A 16,613-nucleotide genomic window follows, 5' to 3' on the forward strand; every position below is an offset into this window, starting at 1 on the left:
TTGAGAGTAGAGGATCTGGTTTTCTTCCAACAGGAGAACCTAAAATACTTTTCCAAAGGCATAGATTTTACAAATATACTAATAGAGCTTATGCAAAGTCTAACCTGGATATCTGTAATAAAATCTCCGGAGGTTATGACAAAGAATCAGAACAACATTCAAAATTACAGAAAACTTCAATCTTAAACCGTGAAGCTGCTTTGATGTCTTGTTCTTGGAGAAAGTTCCAAGTTATGGGCGATAATTGCCATAAATTGGGCTACAAATTATTACAAGAATTTATCAATAAAATGTATGATTCAGAGGCGGGGTAACTTGATGCATTTGTACGATATATTAAGAATTTTGGATTACTGTAGTATATACGGAATAAAAATTGGGCAAAATTTGCTGAATTGTACAATGGGAAGAAATTACAAAATTAACAATTATGATGTGAAACTGATGATAGCATATAACAAGTACTATAAATTTTAGTAAATTAAAATGTTAAAAAATTTTTACCTGGTAATTCACCAAATGCATAAGATTGTAACTCATCACGAATTATGTTCCAATTATGAAGAACTTGTTTGTAATATTTAATATATTCAGGATTAAAATAAACATCCTTCACATTTTCTAATTGATCATCTAAAAAAGTTACTGAAACAACATCTGTTTCTGCCCTTTTTAACATATGTATACTATTACTCATAATATCATCAATATTATCAACATTTAATGCATCTAAAATAGTTGCTATATTACTCATTATTAAAGAAATTCTTATTGCTGGTTCTGGATGAGTAAAAGTTTTTATTTTCGATATGGGAAGGCTGGAAAATCCAAAAATTCTAATGGTTGTATAAATCGAATAGGCGAAATTAGGAATAAATGTCTCCCAGTTTTTATATATTGTATTTTCTGTTAATTCCGTTTTTAAAGTAAAACGCCTGAAATCCCCAATCACCCAACTAGTTGCAAAACTATCGGCATCCATTTCTAAAGTCTGTATAAAATTGATATTCAGATCTGAATATTCTTTAAAATTTCCCTGTAATTCTGATATTTTTTTGCTTTGTTTAAATGCAATATGTCCCCTTAAAATATGACAGATTTCATGGTAGATTAAAAATTCAAAAATAAGTCTATACCGATCTAATGCGATAATATCAACATTAGAAATAGATTCTGAAAATCCCTTGCTATGATCAAATTCTAAAGTGCTTTTAGTACTGGTAATTGATAATTTGACCTCTTCATTTAAATCAAGTTCACGTACTATATTAGTTTTAGTAAATACATCAAACAAAATATTTATTAGCCCGGCATATACACCTATGTAATAAATATTACCATTTTTCACATCTAAAGCTGCCTTTGCATTAAATGTATTGTTGTCAATAATATTAAAATATATTTCAGGTAATAGGGGATATTGGGTTCTTACTCGACGTATTATTATATTTGCTAATTCTATTATTTCTTTAATCTGAGTGCTTTCAGATCTATAAATACCACCCTCAGATAAAAAATAAGAATTAAATAATTCCTCCATATAATAAGTTTCCACGAATATAGAAATATTTCCTAACCTCAGATTCAATTTGTGTGTTTATTGTGGATAACTTTTTAATGCGTAAAGTTTTGTCGTATAATGGTTTCATTTTCGCTTTACAATTTTTAAAATATAAGTATGAATCGGTATAAAAAATGGAATATGAGAGTAAAAAATCTTATGAATTTACTTACTTCTTACTGGAGTTTTTCTCCATCTCCGATTCCTAAATCTTTCAAGAAAAGATCAAATTCTACAATAAAATCATTATCAATATCTGAAACTGAAATTTTGGGACAAAAGTTTTTTAACCTTCTCCTCAGAACTCAATATTTATATCGAGTATCTTCACTAAGTTTAGTTTTTTGCTGAAGTACTAAATCATAAAGTCATTGTTCTTGAACCCTTTTAAAAAAATATCAGTATCATTGTTTGATATTGGTTTACTTGCAAGAATACATTGCGTAAAAAACTCATTTAAAGTACTTCTTCGTTTATCAATAAGATCGTTTATATACCCAAAGCCCTTTCCCTTGACTCTTCCTAGACTCTTATCCCAATTTACAGGATATATTTTTTCTCCGATCGAAATTCTTTTTTTTATCACTATTAATTCTAATCTGAAAACAAATAGGACATTGCCCTGGTCTTTTATCAGCTTTGTCGGTTCTGATTATTGCTTTGACAATTGGCTTTTTCATTTTTTATATTTGAATTATTACTAATACATTCATACATCGGTAACAATTAAAAAATCAGAAAAGATATATGAAAATCAATCAATTACATTTTAGTTAAAGTTTATTAACTTCACGTTAATGTGATTAAATAATTGATTTTTTGAAAAAAAAATTATCAAAAATTAATTATAGATTATTTGCGCTGGTACAATTTATTGAAAGAGAGAGGACGAAAAAGGGAACGATTTTATGACGAACCACGACGAAACAGGGCATAAAAAAAGCCCCTAAAATAGAGGCTTTGTAATTTTTGAAGAAAATCTATTCTTCATCGTTGTGGTCCCACCTGGGCTCGAACCAGGGACCACCTGATTATGAGTCAGGTGCTCTAACCAACTGAGCTATAGGACCTCAAAACTTGGTTAAATTTTGTGTTTGCAAAAATAGTAAAAATTCTTTCACTACAAAATTTTTTATTGCTTTTCTTGACAAAGTTCTACCAGCACGCCGTTTGTAGACTTTGGATGGAGGAATACAACTAATTTGTTATCAGCACCTTCTTTCGGTTCTTCAGAGATAAACTGAAATCCTTCTTTTTTTAATCTTTTTACTTCTTCCAGGATATTTTCAACACCAAATGCCAGGTGATGGATGCCTTCGCCCTTTTTTTCGATGAATTTTGAGATGGGACTTTCAGGATTACTGGCTTCCAGCAGCTCAATTTTACTTTCTCCTGTTTCGTAGAAAGAAGTAACGACACCCTCCCTTTCCACAGTTTCTTTTTTATAGGATTCCTTTCCTAATAGTTTGGTAAAAAGCTCGTCAGAGATTCCTAAAGATTTTACGGCAATACCGATATGTTCTAGCTTCATAAATACAAATAAAATATAATTAAATCGTAAATTTGATACTGCAGCTGAATTTGAAAGTATCAATTCAAACAAAAGTACTAAATTTGCATAAATTATGGAAAGTAACAGACAAAGAAAAGTAGCACAGATTATTCAGGAAGACTTCGCAGAGCTTTTCCGCAAACAGGCTTCAGAAAGCAAGCAAAGTATATTGGTATCCGTATCAGATGTAAAGGTAACTGCTGACTTAGGAATTGCTAAAATTTATTTAAGCATTTTCCCTCAGGAATTCCGTACTGCAGTAATGAAGGAGATTGAAGAAAATAAACCTCAATACAGAAACTTCATTGGCCAGAAAATGGCAAAACAGGTACGTATCATCCCACAGCTTAACTTTTATCTGGACACCGCTCTTGATGATGTTGAAAAATTGGAAAGAGAATTAAGAGGCGAAGGCGACAATCCTGTTTTATAGATCTTGAAGAATATTGCATTTTACATAGCATCCAGATACCTTTTGGCTAAAAAAGGAAGTACTGCCGTTACGTTTATTACGTGGCTTTCGGCAGGGGCTATGACGGTTGCGGTAACTGCAATGTTCGTCATTATTTCTGTTTTTTCAGGCCTTGAAGACCTGAATAAAGATCTTATTTCCAATCTCCATGCTGATCTCACCTTAAAAAGTGTTTCAGGAAAGACCATTAAAAACCTTGATAAGGTTAATAAGACATTAAGCAGTAATAAGGAAGTCAGCAGCTTTTCCCGTGTTATTGAAGAAAAAATATACATCAGTTTCAATGGAAAAGGTGATATCGCTTACTTAAGAGGGGTTGATTCCGCTTATGTAAAAGTTAATCCGATCAATAAAGATGTCTTCTACGGAACTTATCCTAGTTTCAAGTATTCTAATGAGGTATTAATGGAAAACAGTTTGGACAACAGGCTTTCCATTCCGGTAGATTCATCCAATCATTATGCAACGGTATTTATGCCAAAGCCGGGAACGGGGATCATCAATAAGGAAGAAGATATTTATAATAAAAAAGACATTCTGGTAACGGGAGTTTTTCCTGGAAAGGATCAACTGGACAATTATATTATTTCTCCTATTGAACTTACTGAGGAACTGCTTAGCCTGCCTAAAAAATCTGCGTACCAAATTGTTATTAAACTAAAAAATCCGGAAAATGCAGATGCCGTAAAGCAAAATCTTCTTTCTACTCTCGGAAAAAGTATTGAAATAAAAACCAAAGAAGAAGAAAATGCAGCCTTCTGGAAGATGATCAACACGGAAAAAATGTTCATCTATTTAATTTTCGCACTGGTTATTTTCATTACCACCTTTAATCTTGCAGGGGCCATTATTATCCTGCAGCTTGATAAAAAAGAACAGGCAAAATCATTGATATCACTGGGCTTTCCTTTAAGCCATTTAAGAAGAACTTATTTCTACACCGGAATTCTCATTGTCCTTTCAGGGGTCTTCACCGGATTGATCGTTGGAACAGCACTTTGCTATTTCCAGCTTTATACAGAATTCTTCAGAGCCAATGAAGTACTTCCTTTCCCGGTGAAAATTGTAGGAAAGAATTATTTCATCGTAGCACTTACCGCTTCCCTCTTTGGAATTGCTATTTCGTGGTTTTTCTCAAAAATCAGCAAAGAGTATATTACTAAAAATTAATATATTAAGTCTACAAATTTAATAACACCAATCTTTTCGGATTTCATTTTTTCATACCTTTACGCCCCAATTTAAAAAAAATGAAACGAATTCTATCTTTTTTTCTGTTAAGCCTGGTATTCATCAGCGCTCTAGCACAACCACCTGCCAATTATTACAATGCAGCGGCAGGTTTAACAAATGCACCTCTTAAATCAGCACTGAAGCAAATCATTACCACCGGACACGCCTCCAATCTCTCTTATAATGATTTGTGGACCGCATATCAAACCACTGACCGTGATTATGACTACGATAATGATGGAACTATATTAGACATTTACTCTGAATTCCCTATTGGTCCAGATAATTATAGCTATCCTTACGGATCTTCGCAATGTAGTGGAACCAGTGGTCCTGAAGGGCATTGCTACAACAGAGAACACATCGTTCCTCAAAGTTTATTTAATCAGGGGTTACCTATGAGATCTGATGCTCACTTCGTAAGAGCTACAGACGGAAAAGTAAATGGAGAGAGAGGAGATTTACCTTTTGGAAAAGTAGCAACTGCCAATTATAATTCACAAAATGGATCTAAAAGAGGAAATTCTGCATCACCAGGCTTTACAGGAGTAGTATTTGAACCAATTGACGAGTTTAAAGGAGATGTAGCCCGAATGATTTTCTACTTTGTAACAAGATATGAAACTCAACTTTCCGCATTTGGTACAGGAAATATGCTGGGCGGCTCTGCTTATCCTGGACTTCAGAACTGGGAGCTTAATCAACTTATCATATGGCATACACAAGACCCTGTATCATCAGCTGAAATCAGAAGAAATAATGCTACCTATACATTTCAGGGAAATAGAAACCCATATATTGATCATCCGGAATATGTAAATATGGTTTGGGGAACTCCGGTTCTTGATACGGAAGCTCCTACCATTCCTACCAACTTAGCAGCCACCAATCCTACCTCAAGCACTGTTGCATTGAACTGGACGGCTTCTACAGACAATATTGGAGTAATAGGCTATGACATTTATGCCAACGGAGTTCTTAAAACAACTGTATCCGGCACCTCTACAACTGTTACAGGATTGTCTCCGCTTACAGCATACAATTTCTATGTAATTGCTAAAGATGCTTCCGGAAATGCTTCTACACAAAGTAATATAGCATCAGCAACTACCCTTGACGGACCTGTAGGTGGAAGCTGTGGAACTGAAGACTTCACCAACATTCCAACTTCTACTACTCCAGCCTACGATACAAGAGTATGGACTAATAATAGTATAACATGGACTGCAACAGACGCAAGAATTGATCAAACAATTAACGGTAAAGCTATTACAATAAGAAATGGGACTTTAACCAGCTCTACTGTTTCTGGAGGAATCCAAAGCTTAACCTTAACAACTCAGTTAAAGTTCTCAGGAAATGCAGGTACTATAAATGTTTTTGTAAACGACGTTAACGTAGGAGCAATTCCTTACAGCTCAACAGCTACAACCACTACGATAAACAATATTAATGTAAGTGGGAATGTTACCATTAAATTTACAAACTCCTCTACAACTGACAGACCTGCTTTAGATGACTTAAGCTGGACATGCTTCAATACTTTGGCAACTTCTGAAATCAAAAAAGACAAGTCAGAATTCACCATCTACCCTAACCCGGTAAGAAATAACGAATTATTTGTAAAAGGAGAAAATCTTACTAAAATTTCAAAAGCTGAAATTTATGATCTTTCAGGAAAACTGATTGAAACGATTGTAAGTCCTTTCAAAAATTCAAATAAGATCAATCTTAAAGGATTGGTAAAAGGAAATTACATTCTGAAAACAGATCATTTTACCACAAAATTCATAGTAGAATAAATAATAAAAATATTTCAAATCAAAGGCCGGATTTATCCGGTCTTTTTTTTATTTTTGATCAATGGATTCCAACAAAAAATTAGGATTGATAGGACGGAATATTTCCTATTCTTTTTCTAAAAAATTCTTCGAAAACAAGTTCCAAAAGCTTATGCTTAAAGGCTTTACTTACGACATATTTGATCTGAACGAAATTGATGAAGTAGAACATCTTTTTTCTTCTCCTGAACTTTTAGGATTCAACGTTACGATTCCTTACAAAGAAAAAATCATCGATTATCTGGATGAACTCAGTGATGAAGCCGAGAAAATTGGAGCAGTAAACTGTGTTCTTATTCGGGACGGAAAAAAGACAGGTTACAATACTGATGCTTTTGGTTTTGAAAAAACCCTTTTCCTACATAAGCAATCTACCCAGGATAAAGCTTTAATTTTAGGAAACGGAGGGGCTGCCAAAGCTGTCAAATACGTCCTTGATAAAAACAATATTCCTTCCAAAATAATCTCCCGAAATACAGAAATTAATTTTGAAAACCTGGATCAGGAAACAGTTAAGGAACACAAAATTATTATTCAATGTACTCCTGTAGGTACATTTCCCAATGTTGAAGACTGCCTGAGCTTTCCATTCGATGCAATCTCTTCGGATCACCTGGTAATTGATTTAATATATAATCCGAATTATACGAAGTTTATTATCAATGCCGCAGAAAAAGGAGCAAAAACAGTCAACGGTTATTATATGCTTGAACAACAAGCAGAAAAAGCCTGGGAAATTTGGAATTTTCAAAAAAAATAACATAAATTAGTGCTTTAATTGGCTTTATAGCTATATTCAAAGGATATTATTAACGCCACTCACATAAAAGATTTGCTATGACTACAGAAAACAATCTTTCTGAAAACGAAGAAAAGAAAAGTCCGAACGAAGTATCTCAGGAAACATCAGAAAATAAAGATTCTCATGATGTAATTCCCCATGAGGATGATGCTGAGCACCTGGAGGACCATGATGCTGTTGAAATTTCCCTGACAGACGCTCTGAAGGAAATGGAAAAAATCATCAACACTCCCAATGCCGGTGAAAACTTCAAAAGATTCAATCTGCTGAAGGAAAAAGCAAGTCATTACATTCATGATGAAGTGGAAGATAAAAAACATGAATACACAGAAGGTGGAAATCCCTCTGAAAATTTCAGTTACGAACACCCTTCACAAGCTAAATTCTCTGCTTTAGTCAATATTTTCAGAGAAAAGCATGATGATTTCCAAAAAGGACAGGAAGAAGAGCAGAAAAAAAATCTGGAACACCGTCAGAATATTATTGAAAGACTTAAAAATCTCTATACCAATTCTGAACCGGGAGTTAATCTTTTCAAATCCATCCGCGAGATCAAGGAAGAATGGACGAAGGCAGGCCAGGTTGCAAAATCTGAGTTTAAAATCCTTAACAACAATTATTTCCACCATTTAAACCAGTTTTATCAAATGCTGGATCTTAATAAGGAATTTTTGGAGCAGGAATACAGCCATAATTTAGAAAAGAGACAACACATCATTGCCCGTGCTCAGGAGCTTGAAAATGAACCTGTCATTCAGAAAGCTTTAAATGAACTGCAGTATCTTCATAAACTTTGGAAAGAAGAAGCAGAGCCTGTAGCAGAAGAATTCCGTGAAAAAACATGGGAAGAATTCAAAGAAATCTCCAATAAAATTCACGAAAGAAAATCTGAACTTTCTGCAGTGATCGAACAGGAACAAAATGTTAATCTTGAAAAGAAAAATCAGATTATTGCTGAAATCAAGAAACTGTCTGAACCTGCTGAAACCCCTAATCACAACTATTGGCAAAACTCTATCAAAAGAGTCGAAGACCTTCGTTCTGATTTCTTAAAAACAGGAAGTGTTCCAAGAAAACTTTCCAACCAGAACTGGAATGATTTCAAAACCATACTGAGAGGTTTCAATACAACAAAAAACAACTATTATAAGTCTTTAAAAGGTTCTCAACAGGCTAATCTTGAAGAGAAATTAAAACTGATACAGACCGCCAAAGACAATATGAATAATGAGGAATGGGATATTGTAGTTCCATTATTCAAAAAACTTCAGGAAGACTGGAAAAAAGTAGGCCATGTTCCTAAAAGCATGACCAATAAGATCTGGGATGAATTCCGTGATGCATGTAATGCTTTCTTTAATAATTACAGAGAAAAAAGCAATACTTCTACAGACAACTGGAAGGAAAATTATAAAAATAAAAAAGCTCTTCTTGATGAACTGAAAATGGTGACTGATGAAGACGGAAGTATTGAGAAAATAGAGCAGATCAAAACGTCATGGAATAATATCGGAAAAGTACCGAGAGATAAAATTTCAATCAACTCTGAATTCAATAAGACCTTAAGAGAAAAATTAAAAATCAATAAGATCAATGAGCTTGAGTTGAAAGAAGAAGGATTATCTGAAAACCAGCTTACCGACAAAGCAAGAAAGATCAAAAATCAGATTTCAGATCTTGAAGCAGAAATCGTTAAACTGGAAAACAACCTTGCCTTCTTTACTAAGCCATCAAGAGAGAACCCTCTTTTAAGAGATACGTACAATACGATTGATGAAAAGAAAGCTCATCTGGAAACATTAAAACAGAATCTTCACAACATCATTACAGGAGATTAAATTCTAATACAATACATAAAGGCGGAGCAAAGCAATTTGTCTTCGCCTTTTCTTTTCTACACCTATGAATAAATACGAACTTTATATTAAGAGATGCATTGAACTGGCACAAAAAGCACTGGGTAAAACCTATCCTAACCCCCTGGTGGGAAGTGTCATTGTTCATAATGGTGAAATTATTGGTGAAGGCTACCATCATAAAGCAGGAGAAAACCATGCTGAGATCAATGCAATCAATGCAGTTAAAAATAAAGACCTTATTCCGGAATCTACCATTTATGTTTCCCTGGAACCTTGTGCCCATTACGGAAAAACACCTCCCTGTGCTTTAAAGATTAAAGAATTGGGCTTTAAAAAGGTAGTTATCGGAGCTATGGATTCCCATGATAAAGTCAACGGAAAAGGAAAGAAAATTATTCAGGATGCCGGCATCGAAGCCGTTTCAGGAATTCTGGAAAAAGAATGCATTGACCTGAATAAAAGATTTTTCACATATCATGAAAAGAAAAGACCCTACATTATTTTAAAATGGGCAGAATCGGGTGATGGTTTTCTGGATAAAGACTTCAAACCGACTGCTGTTTCAAATTCTTTAGTGAATCAGTTTGTCCATCAGCTGAGAGCTGATGAACATGCTATCCTGGTAGGAACCCAAACAGCTTTGAATGACAACCCCAGTCTTACGGTAAGGAATACAGAAGGTATAAATCCTGTAAGAATATTAATTGATTTTGATCTGAAAGTTCCGGATACCTTCAAAATTTACAATAAGGAAGCCAGAACATTGGTTTTAAATTCTATTAAAGAAGGAACTGAAGAGCATATTCAATTCATCAGAATTGAAAAAGAGAATTTCCTACAGGAACTCATGGAGGCACTCTACAAAGAACAGATCCAATCTGTTATTATAGAAGGAGGACGTTTTACTTTACAGCAGTTCATTGATGCCAATCTTTGGGATGAATCCATTGTGATTAAAAATGAGAATTTGAAATTAGAAAACGGGACTAAGGCACCGATCTTTAATCATACAGCCACTAGAATTGAAAGTTATAGAGATAATACAGTTTCTTTTTTTAAATTAAAATAAAGTATTTTATCACGTAGAAATGAAATAATTCCCTATATTAGTTTCTACAAATAAATATTATATGAAAAATTTAAAGAAAATCTCAAGACAGAGTTTAAAAAAACTAGCGGGAGGTAGCGCACCTGAATGTTGCTCTTATTATCCGCCTTCATTACAACATTGTTGCCCTACTCCTTCCAGCATGAGCTGTCCACCACCATGGCTTGACGGATCTTTCCCATGCTAGAATACGGAAACAATATATAAGATTAAAAGAGCGGAAACGCTCTTTTTTCATTTATTAAATTTTTCGTTGATATTACATACATAGTGAATTTTAAAGTTTTAAATTTGCACCAGCAATTGTTGAGAGGATGACGTTTGAATACAAAACCATAGAAAAACCCATAGAAAACACTTTAATAAAAGAGAAAGGAAGTAAATTCATAGGATTTGCATACCCTGTAAATAATGAAAGTGAACTGAAAACTGCATTGGAAAAAGTTAGGGAAGAACACCCAAAAGCAACCCACCATTGCTATGCATTCAGAATGGGAATGAATGGAGAAAATTATCGGGCCAATGATGACGGTGAGCCTTCAGGAAGCGCAGGATTACCTATTTACAATCAGCTATTAGCTCACGAAATCACCAACGTACTTGTTATTGTCGTGCGCTACTATGGAGGAACCAAACTGGGGGTGTCCGGATTGGTGAAAACTTATAAAGAATCAGCCAAGATGACTTTAGAAGAAGCCAGTATTATCACCAAGGAACTGGAAACTCAGATCGAGATTCAATTTAATTTTAATCAGCAAAATACCATATTTACCCTTCTTTCAAGATTTGATGCTAAAGTGTTGAACTTTGATGCTAATGAAAACTGTATCCTTACTGCTTCGTTGAAACTCATTCAAAAAGAAAACATCTCGGAAAAACTATCCGAGATGCAATATGTTACATTTGAATTTAAAGATTAATCCCTTCTTCCACCAAGAAGTAAGGAGCCCCAATAAAGAAGCTGCGCCAGGGAACCTAAAGCAGCCACTACATAAGTTCTTGCTGCCCATTTCAAACTATCCTGCACCCCAACGAATTCTTCCGTGGTTACAGTTCCCGTATCTTTAAGCCATTTCATAGCTCTGTTACTCGCATCATATTCCACAGGGAGTGTTACAAAAGCAAAAAGCGTTGTCATGGCAAACATAGCCACACCAATCGCCAAAACTGTCGTATTTCCGTTTGGATTCTCAATACTTCTTGATGCTGCCATTACCGCAATACCTGCAATAAGTACAAACTGCATCAGATTAGAACTTATATTAACGATAGGAACAAGCTTTGAACGTAAATTCAACATTGAATATCCTACAGCATGCTGCACGGCATGTCCACATTCGTGAGCGGCTACTGCCGCAGCCGCAGCATTTCTCTGCATATAAACCCCTTCAGAGAGGTTTACGGTTTTATCTGCCGGATTATAGTGGTCCGTCAACTGCCCGGGAACAGATATTACCTGAACATCATTAATCCCGTTATCTCTCAACATTTTTTCCGCTACTTCTTTCCCCGAAAGACCATTTCGAAGATGTACATTGGAATAATATTCAAATTTAGATTTCAACCTTGAGGAAACCCACCAGCTCACCAACATTGAAATACCAATAATGATATAATAACCCGTCATTTTATATAGATTTTGTGTTTAATTTTTATTCATAATGATATAAAAACTGTGCCAAAGTATACGATATTATTATTTATATTTGTCCTTAAATTACCATCAAAAATTATGTCTAAGGTTTCAATTATTGAAGTAAAAACAGCCGGTCAACTCAAGCAATTCGTAAGATTTCCTATGGATCTGTACAAAAATAATCCGTACTATGTTCCATCCTTTATTAAAGACGAAATGAAAATCTGGGATGCAAAAGAAAATCCGGCCTTACAATATTCAGAATCCAAACAATTTCTCGCAGTAAAGGATAGCAAAGTGGTTGGAAGAATTGCTGTAATGATTAATCATAAAGAAGAAAAAGAATTAGGCATTAAAAAAGTACGTTTTGGATGGATAGATTTCATTGACGACACTGAAGTTTCAAAAGCTTTAATTCAGACAGCTACCGATTACGCCAGAGAACATAAAATTGATATGATCGAAGGACCAATGGGCTTCACCAATCTTGACAAAGCAGGAATGCTGACCATGGGATTTGATAAACTGGCGACAATGATTGGAATTTATAATCATGCCTACTATCCGAAACACCTTGAAAACCTTGGATTGACTAAGGAAAAGGAATGGGTAGAGTACGAAATGAACTTCCCGAAAGTACTTCCTGAAAAAGTAGAAAAATTCAGTGGTTTAATTGCTCAGAAATACAAACTTAGTGTTCTTAATTTCAAATCAAAAGAAGAAATTCTTCCTTATGTAGAACCTATGTTTAAACTATTAGATGAAACCTATAAACATCTATCCACCTATACGCCGATTTCGGATGAGCAGATTAAAACATATAAAGAAAAATACTTCCCATTTATCGATAAAAACTACGTAATCTGCGTAGTAGATGAAAATAAACAACTGGTTTCTTTTGCTATTACAATGCCTTCCTATTCAAAAGCTTTACAAAAGTCAAAAGGGAAGCTGTTTCCTTTCGGATGGTGGCATTTCTTACAGGCCGGCAAAAAAAATGACCGTGCCAACTTTTATCTTATCGGAATTCACCCTGAATATCAGAGACGTGGTGTAACGGCAATTATATTCAAAGAAATTTTCGTACGATTTACAAGCATGGGAATTAATTTCGCAGAAACCAATCCTGAGTTGGAAGAAAATAAAAGCGTTCAGCTTCTTTGGCAGGATTACAACCCGGTCAATCATAAAAGGAGAAGAACCTATTCTCTACAGGTAAATAATGAGTAATACGATGCAAAAAGTATACTGCATCAATCGTTTATAAGTATTGAGTCTGAAGGGTAGAATTATAATGACTCTATCCTTTCACTCACTTATCCCCAAACTCTCCCACCCTCAAACCAACCCTCCTCAAAAATCCGGAACTTCCTAACTAATTTTCTTATCTTTATCCTATGAAACCGCAACTTATTATTTTTGCTATTCTCATCTCCGGCTTTATTGCTTACAACTTCTTTTTCCAGTCGCAGGATGACAGAACAAACACAATAATTAATATCGTGTTTGCCAGCGTTCTTTTTGGATATATTTCATTCATGGCATATGCTCTTCTTAAAAAAATGAAGAAATAACTCCTTATTTTTATTGATTCTAAATTGTATTTTTTCTCCATTTTAATCCGACTTTTAAGCTGATTAATTTCATGCTTTCTTGTTTATTCGCTAAATTTGCAAATTGAGATAATAATGCAAAAATGAATTTACCTGAAAGTTATATTCCAATCCTTATCCAGGCAGGTGTAGCAGTAGCATTCGTAGCTGTTTCCTTACTTGGAGCACATTTCTTAGGTCCAAAACAGAAAAAAGGAGATTCTGTGAAAAACCAAAGCTGGGAATGTGGAGTTCCTAGTGAGGGAAATGCGAGAACACCGTTTTCTATCAAGTACTTCCTGACTGCGGTATTGTTCGTACTATTCGATATTGAAATCGTATTCTTTTATCCTTATGCAGTAAACTTCAGAGAATTCGGCTTAGAAGGATTCTTGGCTGTACTTACATTCGTTGCGATTTTCTTCGTGGCGTTTTTCTATGTTTGGAAGCGTGGTGCACTAGATTGGGATAAATAAATTTTAACATTAAAAGGTTGAATGGTTTAATCATCAAAAAAATCAGGAATGATTTTAAATTTTTAAATGCTTTAATCTTTAAATATTTAATCAAAGAAAATGTCAGATAAAAAACCAGTAATAAGAACAGATGCACCTGCTCCCGAAGGATATGAAGGAGAAGGGTTTTTCGCAACAAAACTGAGCAGTGTAATCGGTATGGCTAGAAAGTTTTCACTTTGGCCGTTACCATTTGCAACCTCTTGTTGTGGTATCGAGTTTATGGCTACCCTGAACCCTACTTATGATGCTTCAAGATTTGGTATGGAAAGAAACTCTTTCTCTCCAAGACAAGCAGATATGCTGATGGTTTGTGGAACTATATCAAAGAAATTAGGACCAGTCCTAAAAGAAGTATATACTCAGATGGCTGAGCCTAAATGGGTAGTGGCAGTGGGAGCTTGCGCTTCCAGCGGTGGTATTTTTGATACGTATTCCGTGCTTCAGGGAATTGATAAAATTATTCCGGTTGACGTTTATGTTCCTGGATGTCCTCCAAGACCAGAACAGATTATTGAAGGGGTAATGCAGGTACAGGCTCTTGCAGAAAGCGAAAGCATCAGAAGAAGAGACATGCCTGAATATCAGAAATTATTAGATTCTTACAACATAAGCAACTAAACGGAAATGACAAACGAATTTGTATTAGAAGCGATCACCAGAGAATTTCCGGAATCTGTTATTTCAAGTTCAGAGCCGTATGGAATGCTGACCATTGAGGTAAAGAAAGAAGATATCAAGAAGATTATCCACTATCTTAAAGATTCATCATTAGAAATTAACTTCCTTACTGATATCTGTGGAATTCATTATCCTGAATTCCCGGACAAGGAAATAGGTGTCGTATATCATTTACATAATATGATGGCCAACTTCAGATTACGTCTGAAAATCTTCATGTCCAGGGAAAATATCGAAGTGGATTCTCTTGTAGAATTATATGCCGGAGCTAACTGGATGGAAAGAGAAACTTTTGATTTCTATGGAATTAAATTTAAAGGACATCCTGATCTTAGACCTATCCTGAATATGGAAGATCTTGGATACCACCCCATGTTGAAAGAATATCGACTTGAAGATGGTACAAGAACCGACAAGGACGATAATATGTTTGGAAGATAAAAAGCGAATGGCCAGTGGCATCCAGCCAATAGCCTGAGCAAATAGCTAAAAGCAATCATTATGAAAGATAACTCATTATCTAATATACTAAACCAGTACGAAAGTAAGGAACAAATTGACGGACAACTGTATACCCTCAATTTAGGACCTACTCACCCTGCGACTCACGGGATTTTTCAGAATATCCTAACAATGGATGGAGAAAGAATTCTTCATGCTGAGCAAACGGTAGGTTATATCCACAGAGCATTTGAGAAAATTTCTGAAAGAAGAAACTATTCTCAGATTACGACCCTTACTGACCGTATGAATTACTGTTCTGCCCCTATCAATAACTTAGGTTGGCACATGACAGTAGAGAAGCTGATTGGTGTAGAAGTTCCAAAGCGTGTAGACTATATGCGTGTTATCCTAATGGAATTAGCCAGAATCGGTGATCACCTGATTTGTAATGGGGTAACCGGAATGGACTCCGGAGCTATTACAGGTCTTACGTATATGTTCATCGAAAGAGAACGTATTTACGATATGTACGAGCAGATCTGTGGAGCAAGGATGACTACCAACATGGGAAGAATCGGAGGATTTGAAAGAGATTTCACTCCAAAATTCCATGAGCTATTGCAGGATTTCTTAAAAACCTTCCCGGCAAGATTTAAAGAATTCGGTACTTTATTAGAAAGAAACAGAATTTTCATGGACAGAACCATCGGTACAGGAGCTATTTCTGCTGAGAGAGCTTTAAGCTACGGTTTCACAGGTCCAAACTTACGTGCAGCAGGTGTAGATTATGATGTAAGAGTTGCACAACCTTATTCTTCCTACGAAGATTTCGACTTTATTATTCCTGTAGGAACTTCAGGAGATACTTACGACCGTTTCATGGTTCGTCAGCAGGAAATCTGGGAATCCCTTAAAATTATCAAACAAGCATACGAAAATCTTCCTGAAGGGCCATTCCATGCGGATGTTCCTGATTTTTATCTTCCGGAAAAGGCAGATGTATATCAAAAGATGGAAGCATTGATCTACCATTTCAAAATCGTAATGGGAGAAACTGATGTACCGAAAGGAGAAGTTTACCATGCTGTAGAAGGTGGAAACGGAGAATTAGGGTTCTATCTTGTGAGTGACGGAGGAAGAAGCCCTTACAGACTTCACTTTAGAAGACCATGTTTCATCTACTATCAGGCATATCCTGAAATGATTACAGGTTCTGTAATTTCAGATGCCATTGTAACGATGTGTAGTATGAATATTATTGCGGGAGAATTAGACGCATAAAAAGAAGATGTCAGACATCAGATTTCAGATGTTAGA

Annotated in this window: 18 protein-coding genes, 1 tRNA gene and 1 pseudogene; 15 read left to right on the forward strand and 5 right to left on the reverse strand. The window is 35.1% G+C overall.

What is annotated here, in order from left to right; translation table 11 throughout:
* Positions 1-2: 2 nt before the first annotated feature.
* Positions 3-314, forward strand: a pseudogene (locus JML65_RS24150) (N-acetylmuramidase domain-containing protein); the annotation flags it as partial.
* Positions 315-481: 167 nt separating this feature from the next.
* Here the strand turns inward: JML65_RS24150 and JML65_RS22310 are convergent.
* From JML65_RS22310 to mce, 4 genes are all read right to left on the reverse strand, one after another.
* Positions 482-1,540: a hypothetical protein gene (locus JML65_RS22310; RefSeq protein ID WP_202272296.1), complete on the reverse strand. Its 1,059-nt coding sequence runs from the start codon at positions 1,538-1,540 to the stop codon at positions 482-484.
* 197 nt (positions 1,541-1,737) lie between these two features.
* Positions 1,738-1,863, reverse strand: coding sequence for a phage integrase SAM-like domain-containing protein (locus JML65_RS24155; protein WP_202272318.1), 126 nt, complete (start codon positions 1,861-1,863; stop codon positions 1,738-1,740).
* A gap of 694 nt (positions 1,864-2,557) precedes the next feature.
* Positions 2,558-2,631: transfer RNA gene (locus JML65_RS22320), tRNA-Ile, on the reverse strand.
* A gap of 62 nt (positions 2,632-2,693) precedes the next feature.
* Positions 2,694-3,092 (reverse strand): methylmalonyl-CoA epimerase, encoded by a 399-nt coding sequence (gene mce, locus JML65_RS22325; RefSeq protein ID WP_047494405.1) that lies wholly within the window; start codon positions 3,090-3,092, stop codon positions 2,694-2,696.
* Positions 3,093-3,186: 94 nt separating this feature from the next.
* On the opposite strand from mce, the gene rbfA reads away from it, so the two are divergent.
* The 8 genes from rbfA (at position 3,187) to JML65_RS22360 (ending at position 11,348) form a co-directional block, all read left to right on the forward strand.
* Positions 3,187-3,546: a 30S ribosome-binding factor RbfA gene (gene rbfA / locus JML65_RS22330; protein ID WP_027373534.1), complete on the forward strand. Its 360-nt coding sequence runs from the start codon at positions 3,187-3,189 to the stop codon at positions 3,544-3,546.
* A 3-nt stretch (positions 3,547-3,549) separates the two neighbouring features.
* Complete coding sequence (locus JML65_RS22335) at positions 3,550-4,755, forward strand: ABC transporter permease (RefSeq protein ID WP_202272298.1); 1,206 nt, start codon at positions 3,550-3,552, stop codon at positions 4,753-4,755.
* Between the two features lie 80 nt (positions 4,756-4,835).
* Positions 4,836-6,620: an endonuclease gene (locus JML65_RS22340; RefSeq protein WP_202272300.1), complete on the forward strand. Its 1,785-nt coding sequence runs from the start codon at positions 4,836-4,838 to the stop codon at positions 6,618-6,620.
* A 61-nt stretch (positions 6,621-6,681) separates the two neighbouring features.
* On the forward strand, positions 6,682-7,419 hold the full coding sequence (locus tag JML65_RS22345; protein ID WP_202272302.1) for a shikimate dehydrogenase family protein: 738 nt from the start codon (positions 6,682-6,684) through the stop codon (positions 7,417-7,419).
* Between the two features lie 77 nt (positions 7,420-7,496).
* Positions 7,497-9,299 (forward strand): DUF349 domain-containing protein, encoded by a 1,803-nt coding sequence (locus tag JML65_RS22350; protein WP_047494392.1) that lies wholly within the window; start codon positions 7,497-7,499, stop codon positions 9,297-9,299.
* Between the two features lie 64 nt (positions 9,300-9,363).
* Positions 9,364-10,389 carry a bifunctional diaminohydroxyphosphoribosylaminopyrimidine deaminase/5-amino-6-(5-phosphoribosylamino)uracil reductase RibD gene (gene ribD / locus JML65_RS22355; RefSeq protein WP_202272304.1) on the forward strand — a complete coding sequence of 342 codons (1,026 nt, stop codon included), beginning with the start codon at positions 9,364-9,366 and terminating at the stop codon, positions 10,387-10,389.
* Between the two features lie 61 nt (positions 10,390-10,450).
* A complete protein-coding gene (locus JML65_RS24160; RefSeq protein ID WP_157969882.1) occupies positions 10,451-10,615 on the forward strand; it encodes a bacteriocin-like protein in 165 nt (54 codons plus the stop codon).
* Between the two features lie 127 nt (positions 10,616-10,742).
* Complete coding sequence (locus tag JML65_RS22360; RefSeq protein WP_047494386.1) at positions 10,743-11,348, forward strand: IMPACT family protein; 606 nt, start codon at positions 10,743-10,745, stop codon at positions 11,346-11,348.
* Here the strand turns inward: JML65_RS22360 and JML65_RS22365 are convergent.
* Positions 11,345-12,055, reverse strand: a complete 711-nt coding sequence (locus JML65_RS22365; protein WP_047494381.1) for a zinc metallopeptidase — start codon at positions 12,053-12,055, stop codon at positions 11,345-11,347. The genes JML65_RS22360 and JML65_RS22365 overlap by 4 nt on opposite strands.
* A gap of 105 nt (positions 12,056-12,160) precedes the next feature.
* Between JML65_RS22365 and JML65_RS22370 the strand changes: the two genes are divergently transcribed.
* The 6 genes from JML65_RS22370 to nuoD all read left to right on the forward strand — a co-directional run bounded on the left by JML65_RS22370 (position 12,161) and on the right by nuoD (position 16,577).
* Positions 12,161-13,294 (forward strand): GTP cyclohydrolase, encoded by a 1,134-nt coding sequence (locus JML65_RS22370; RefSeq protein ID WP_047494379.1) that lies wholly within the window; start codon positions 12,161-12,163, stop codon positions 13,292-13,294.
* Between the two features lie 167 nt (positions 13,295-13,461).
* Positions 13,462-13,638, forward strand: coding sequence for a hypothetical protein (locus JML65_RS22375; RefSeq protein WP_167449357.1), 177 nt, complete (start codon positions 13,462-13,464; stop codon positions 13,636-13,638).
* Between the two features lie 122 nt (positions 13,639-13,760).
* Positions 13,761-14,132, forward strand: coding sequence for an NADH-quinone oxidoreductase subunit A (locus JML65_RS22380; protein ID WP_047494375.1), 372 nt, complete (start codon positions 13,761-13,763; stop codon positions 14,130-14,132).
* Between the two features lie 99 nt (positions 14,133-14,231).
* The gene (locus tag JML65_RS22385) at positions 14,232-14,792 is read left to right on the forward strand and encodes an NADH-quinone oxidoreductase subunit B (protein WP_002983540.1); all 561 of its coding nucleotides are present in this window, start codon (positions 14,232-14,234) and stop codon (positions 14,790-14,792) included.
* Positions 14,793-14,798: 6 nt separating this feature from the next.
* On the forward strand, positions 14,799-15,293 hold the full coding sequence (locus tag JML65_RS22390; protein ID WP_084086804.1) for an NADH-quinone oxidoreductase subunit C: 495 nt from the start codon (positions 14,799-14,801) through the stop codon (positions 15,291-15,293).
* A 60-nt stretch (positions 15,294-15,353) separates the two neighbouring features.
* Positions 15,354-16,577, forward strand: a complete 1,224-nt coding sequence (nuoD, locus tag JML65_RS22395; RefSeq protein WP_047494369.1) for an NADH dehydrogenase (quinone) subunit D — start codon at positions 15,354-15,356, stop codon at positions 16,575-16,577.
* Positions 16,578-16,613 lie beyond the last annotated feature (36 nt).

Origin of the sequence: Chryseobacterium sp. KMC2, assembly GCF_016756935.1 — a bacterium.
GTDB classification, from domain to species: Bacteria; Bacteroidota; Bacteroidia; order Flavobacteriales; family Weeksellaceae; genus Chryseobacterium; species Chryseobacterium rhizosphaerae.

Bases quoted from the DNA above. Each gene is read 5' to 3' on its own strand.
- JML65_RS22310 (WP_202272296.1), bottom strand. From the start codon at position 1,540: ATGGAGGAATTATTTAATTCTTATTTTTTATCTGAGGGTGGTATTTAT.
- mce (WP_047494405.1), bottom strand. From the start codon at position 3,092: ATGAAGCTAGAACATATCGGTATTGCCGTAAAATCTTTAGGAATCTCT.
- rbfA (WP_027373534.1), top strand. From the start codon at position 3,187: ATGGAAAGTAACAGACAAAGAAAAGTAGCACAGATTATTCAGGAAGAC.
- JML65_RS22340 (WP_202272300.1), top strand. From the start codon at position 4,836: ATGAAACGAATTCTATCTTTTTTTCTGTTAAGCCTGGTATTCATCAGC.
- JML65_RS22345 (WP_202272302.1), top strand. From the start codon at position 6,682: ATGGATTCCAACAAAAAATTAGGATTGATAGGACGGAATATTTCCTAT.
- JML65_RS22350 (WP_047494392.1), top strand. From the start codon at position 7,497: ATGACTACAGAAAACAATCTTTCTGAAAACGAAGAAAAGAAAAGTCCG.
- ribD (WP_202272304.1), top strand. From the start codon at position 9,364: ATGAATAAATACGAACTTTATATTAAGAGATGCATTGAACTGGCACAA.
- JML65_RS24160 (WP_157969882.1), top strand. From the start codon at position 10,451: ATGAAAAATTTAAAGAAAATCTCAAGACAGAGTTTAAAAAAACTAGCG.
- JML65_RS22360 (WP_047494386.1), top strand. From the start codon at position 10,743: ATGACGTTTGAATACAAAACCATAGAAAAACCCATAGAAAACACTTTA.
- JML65_RS22365 (WP_047494381.1), bottom strand. From the start codon at position 12,055: ATGACGGGTTATTATATCATTATTGGTATTTCAATGTTGGTGAGCTGG.
- JML65_RS22370 (WP_047494379.1), top strand. From the start codon at position 12,161: ATGTCTAAGGTTTCAATTATTGAAGTAAAAACAGCCGGTCAACTCAAG.
- JML65_RS22375 (WP_167449357.1), top strand. From the start codon at position 13,462: ATGAAACCGCAACTTATTATTTTTGCTATTCTCATCTCCGGCTTTATT.
- JML65_RS22380 (WP_047494375.1), top strand. From the start codon at position 13,761: ATGAATTTACCTGAAAGTTATATTCCAATCCTTATCCAGGCAGGTGTA.
- JML65_RS22385 (WP_002983540.1), top strand. From the start codon at position 14,232: ATGTCAGATAAAAAACCAGTAATAAGAACAGATGCACCTGCTCCCGAA.
- JML65_RS22390 (WP_084086804.1), top strand. From the start codon at position 14,799: ATGACAAACGAATTTGTATTAGAAGCGATCACCAGAGAATTTCCGGAA.
- nuoD (WP_047494369.1), top strand. From the start codon at position 15,354: ATGAAAGATAACTCATTATCTAATATACTAAACCAGTACGAAAGTAAG.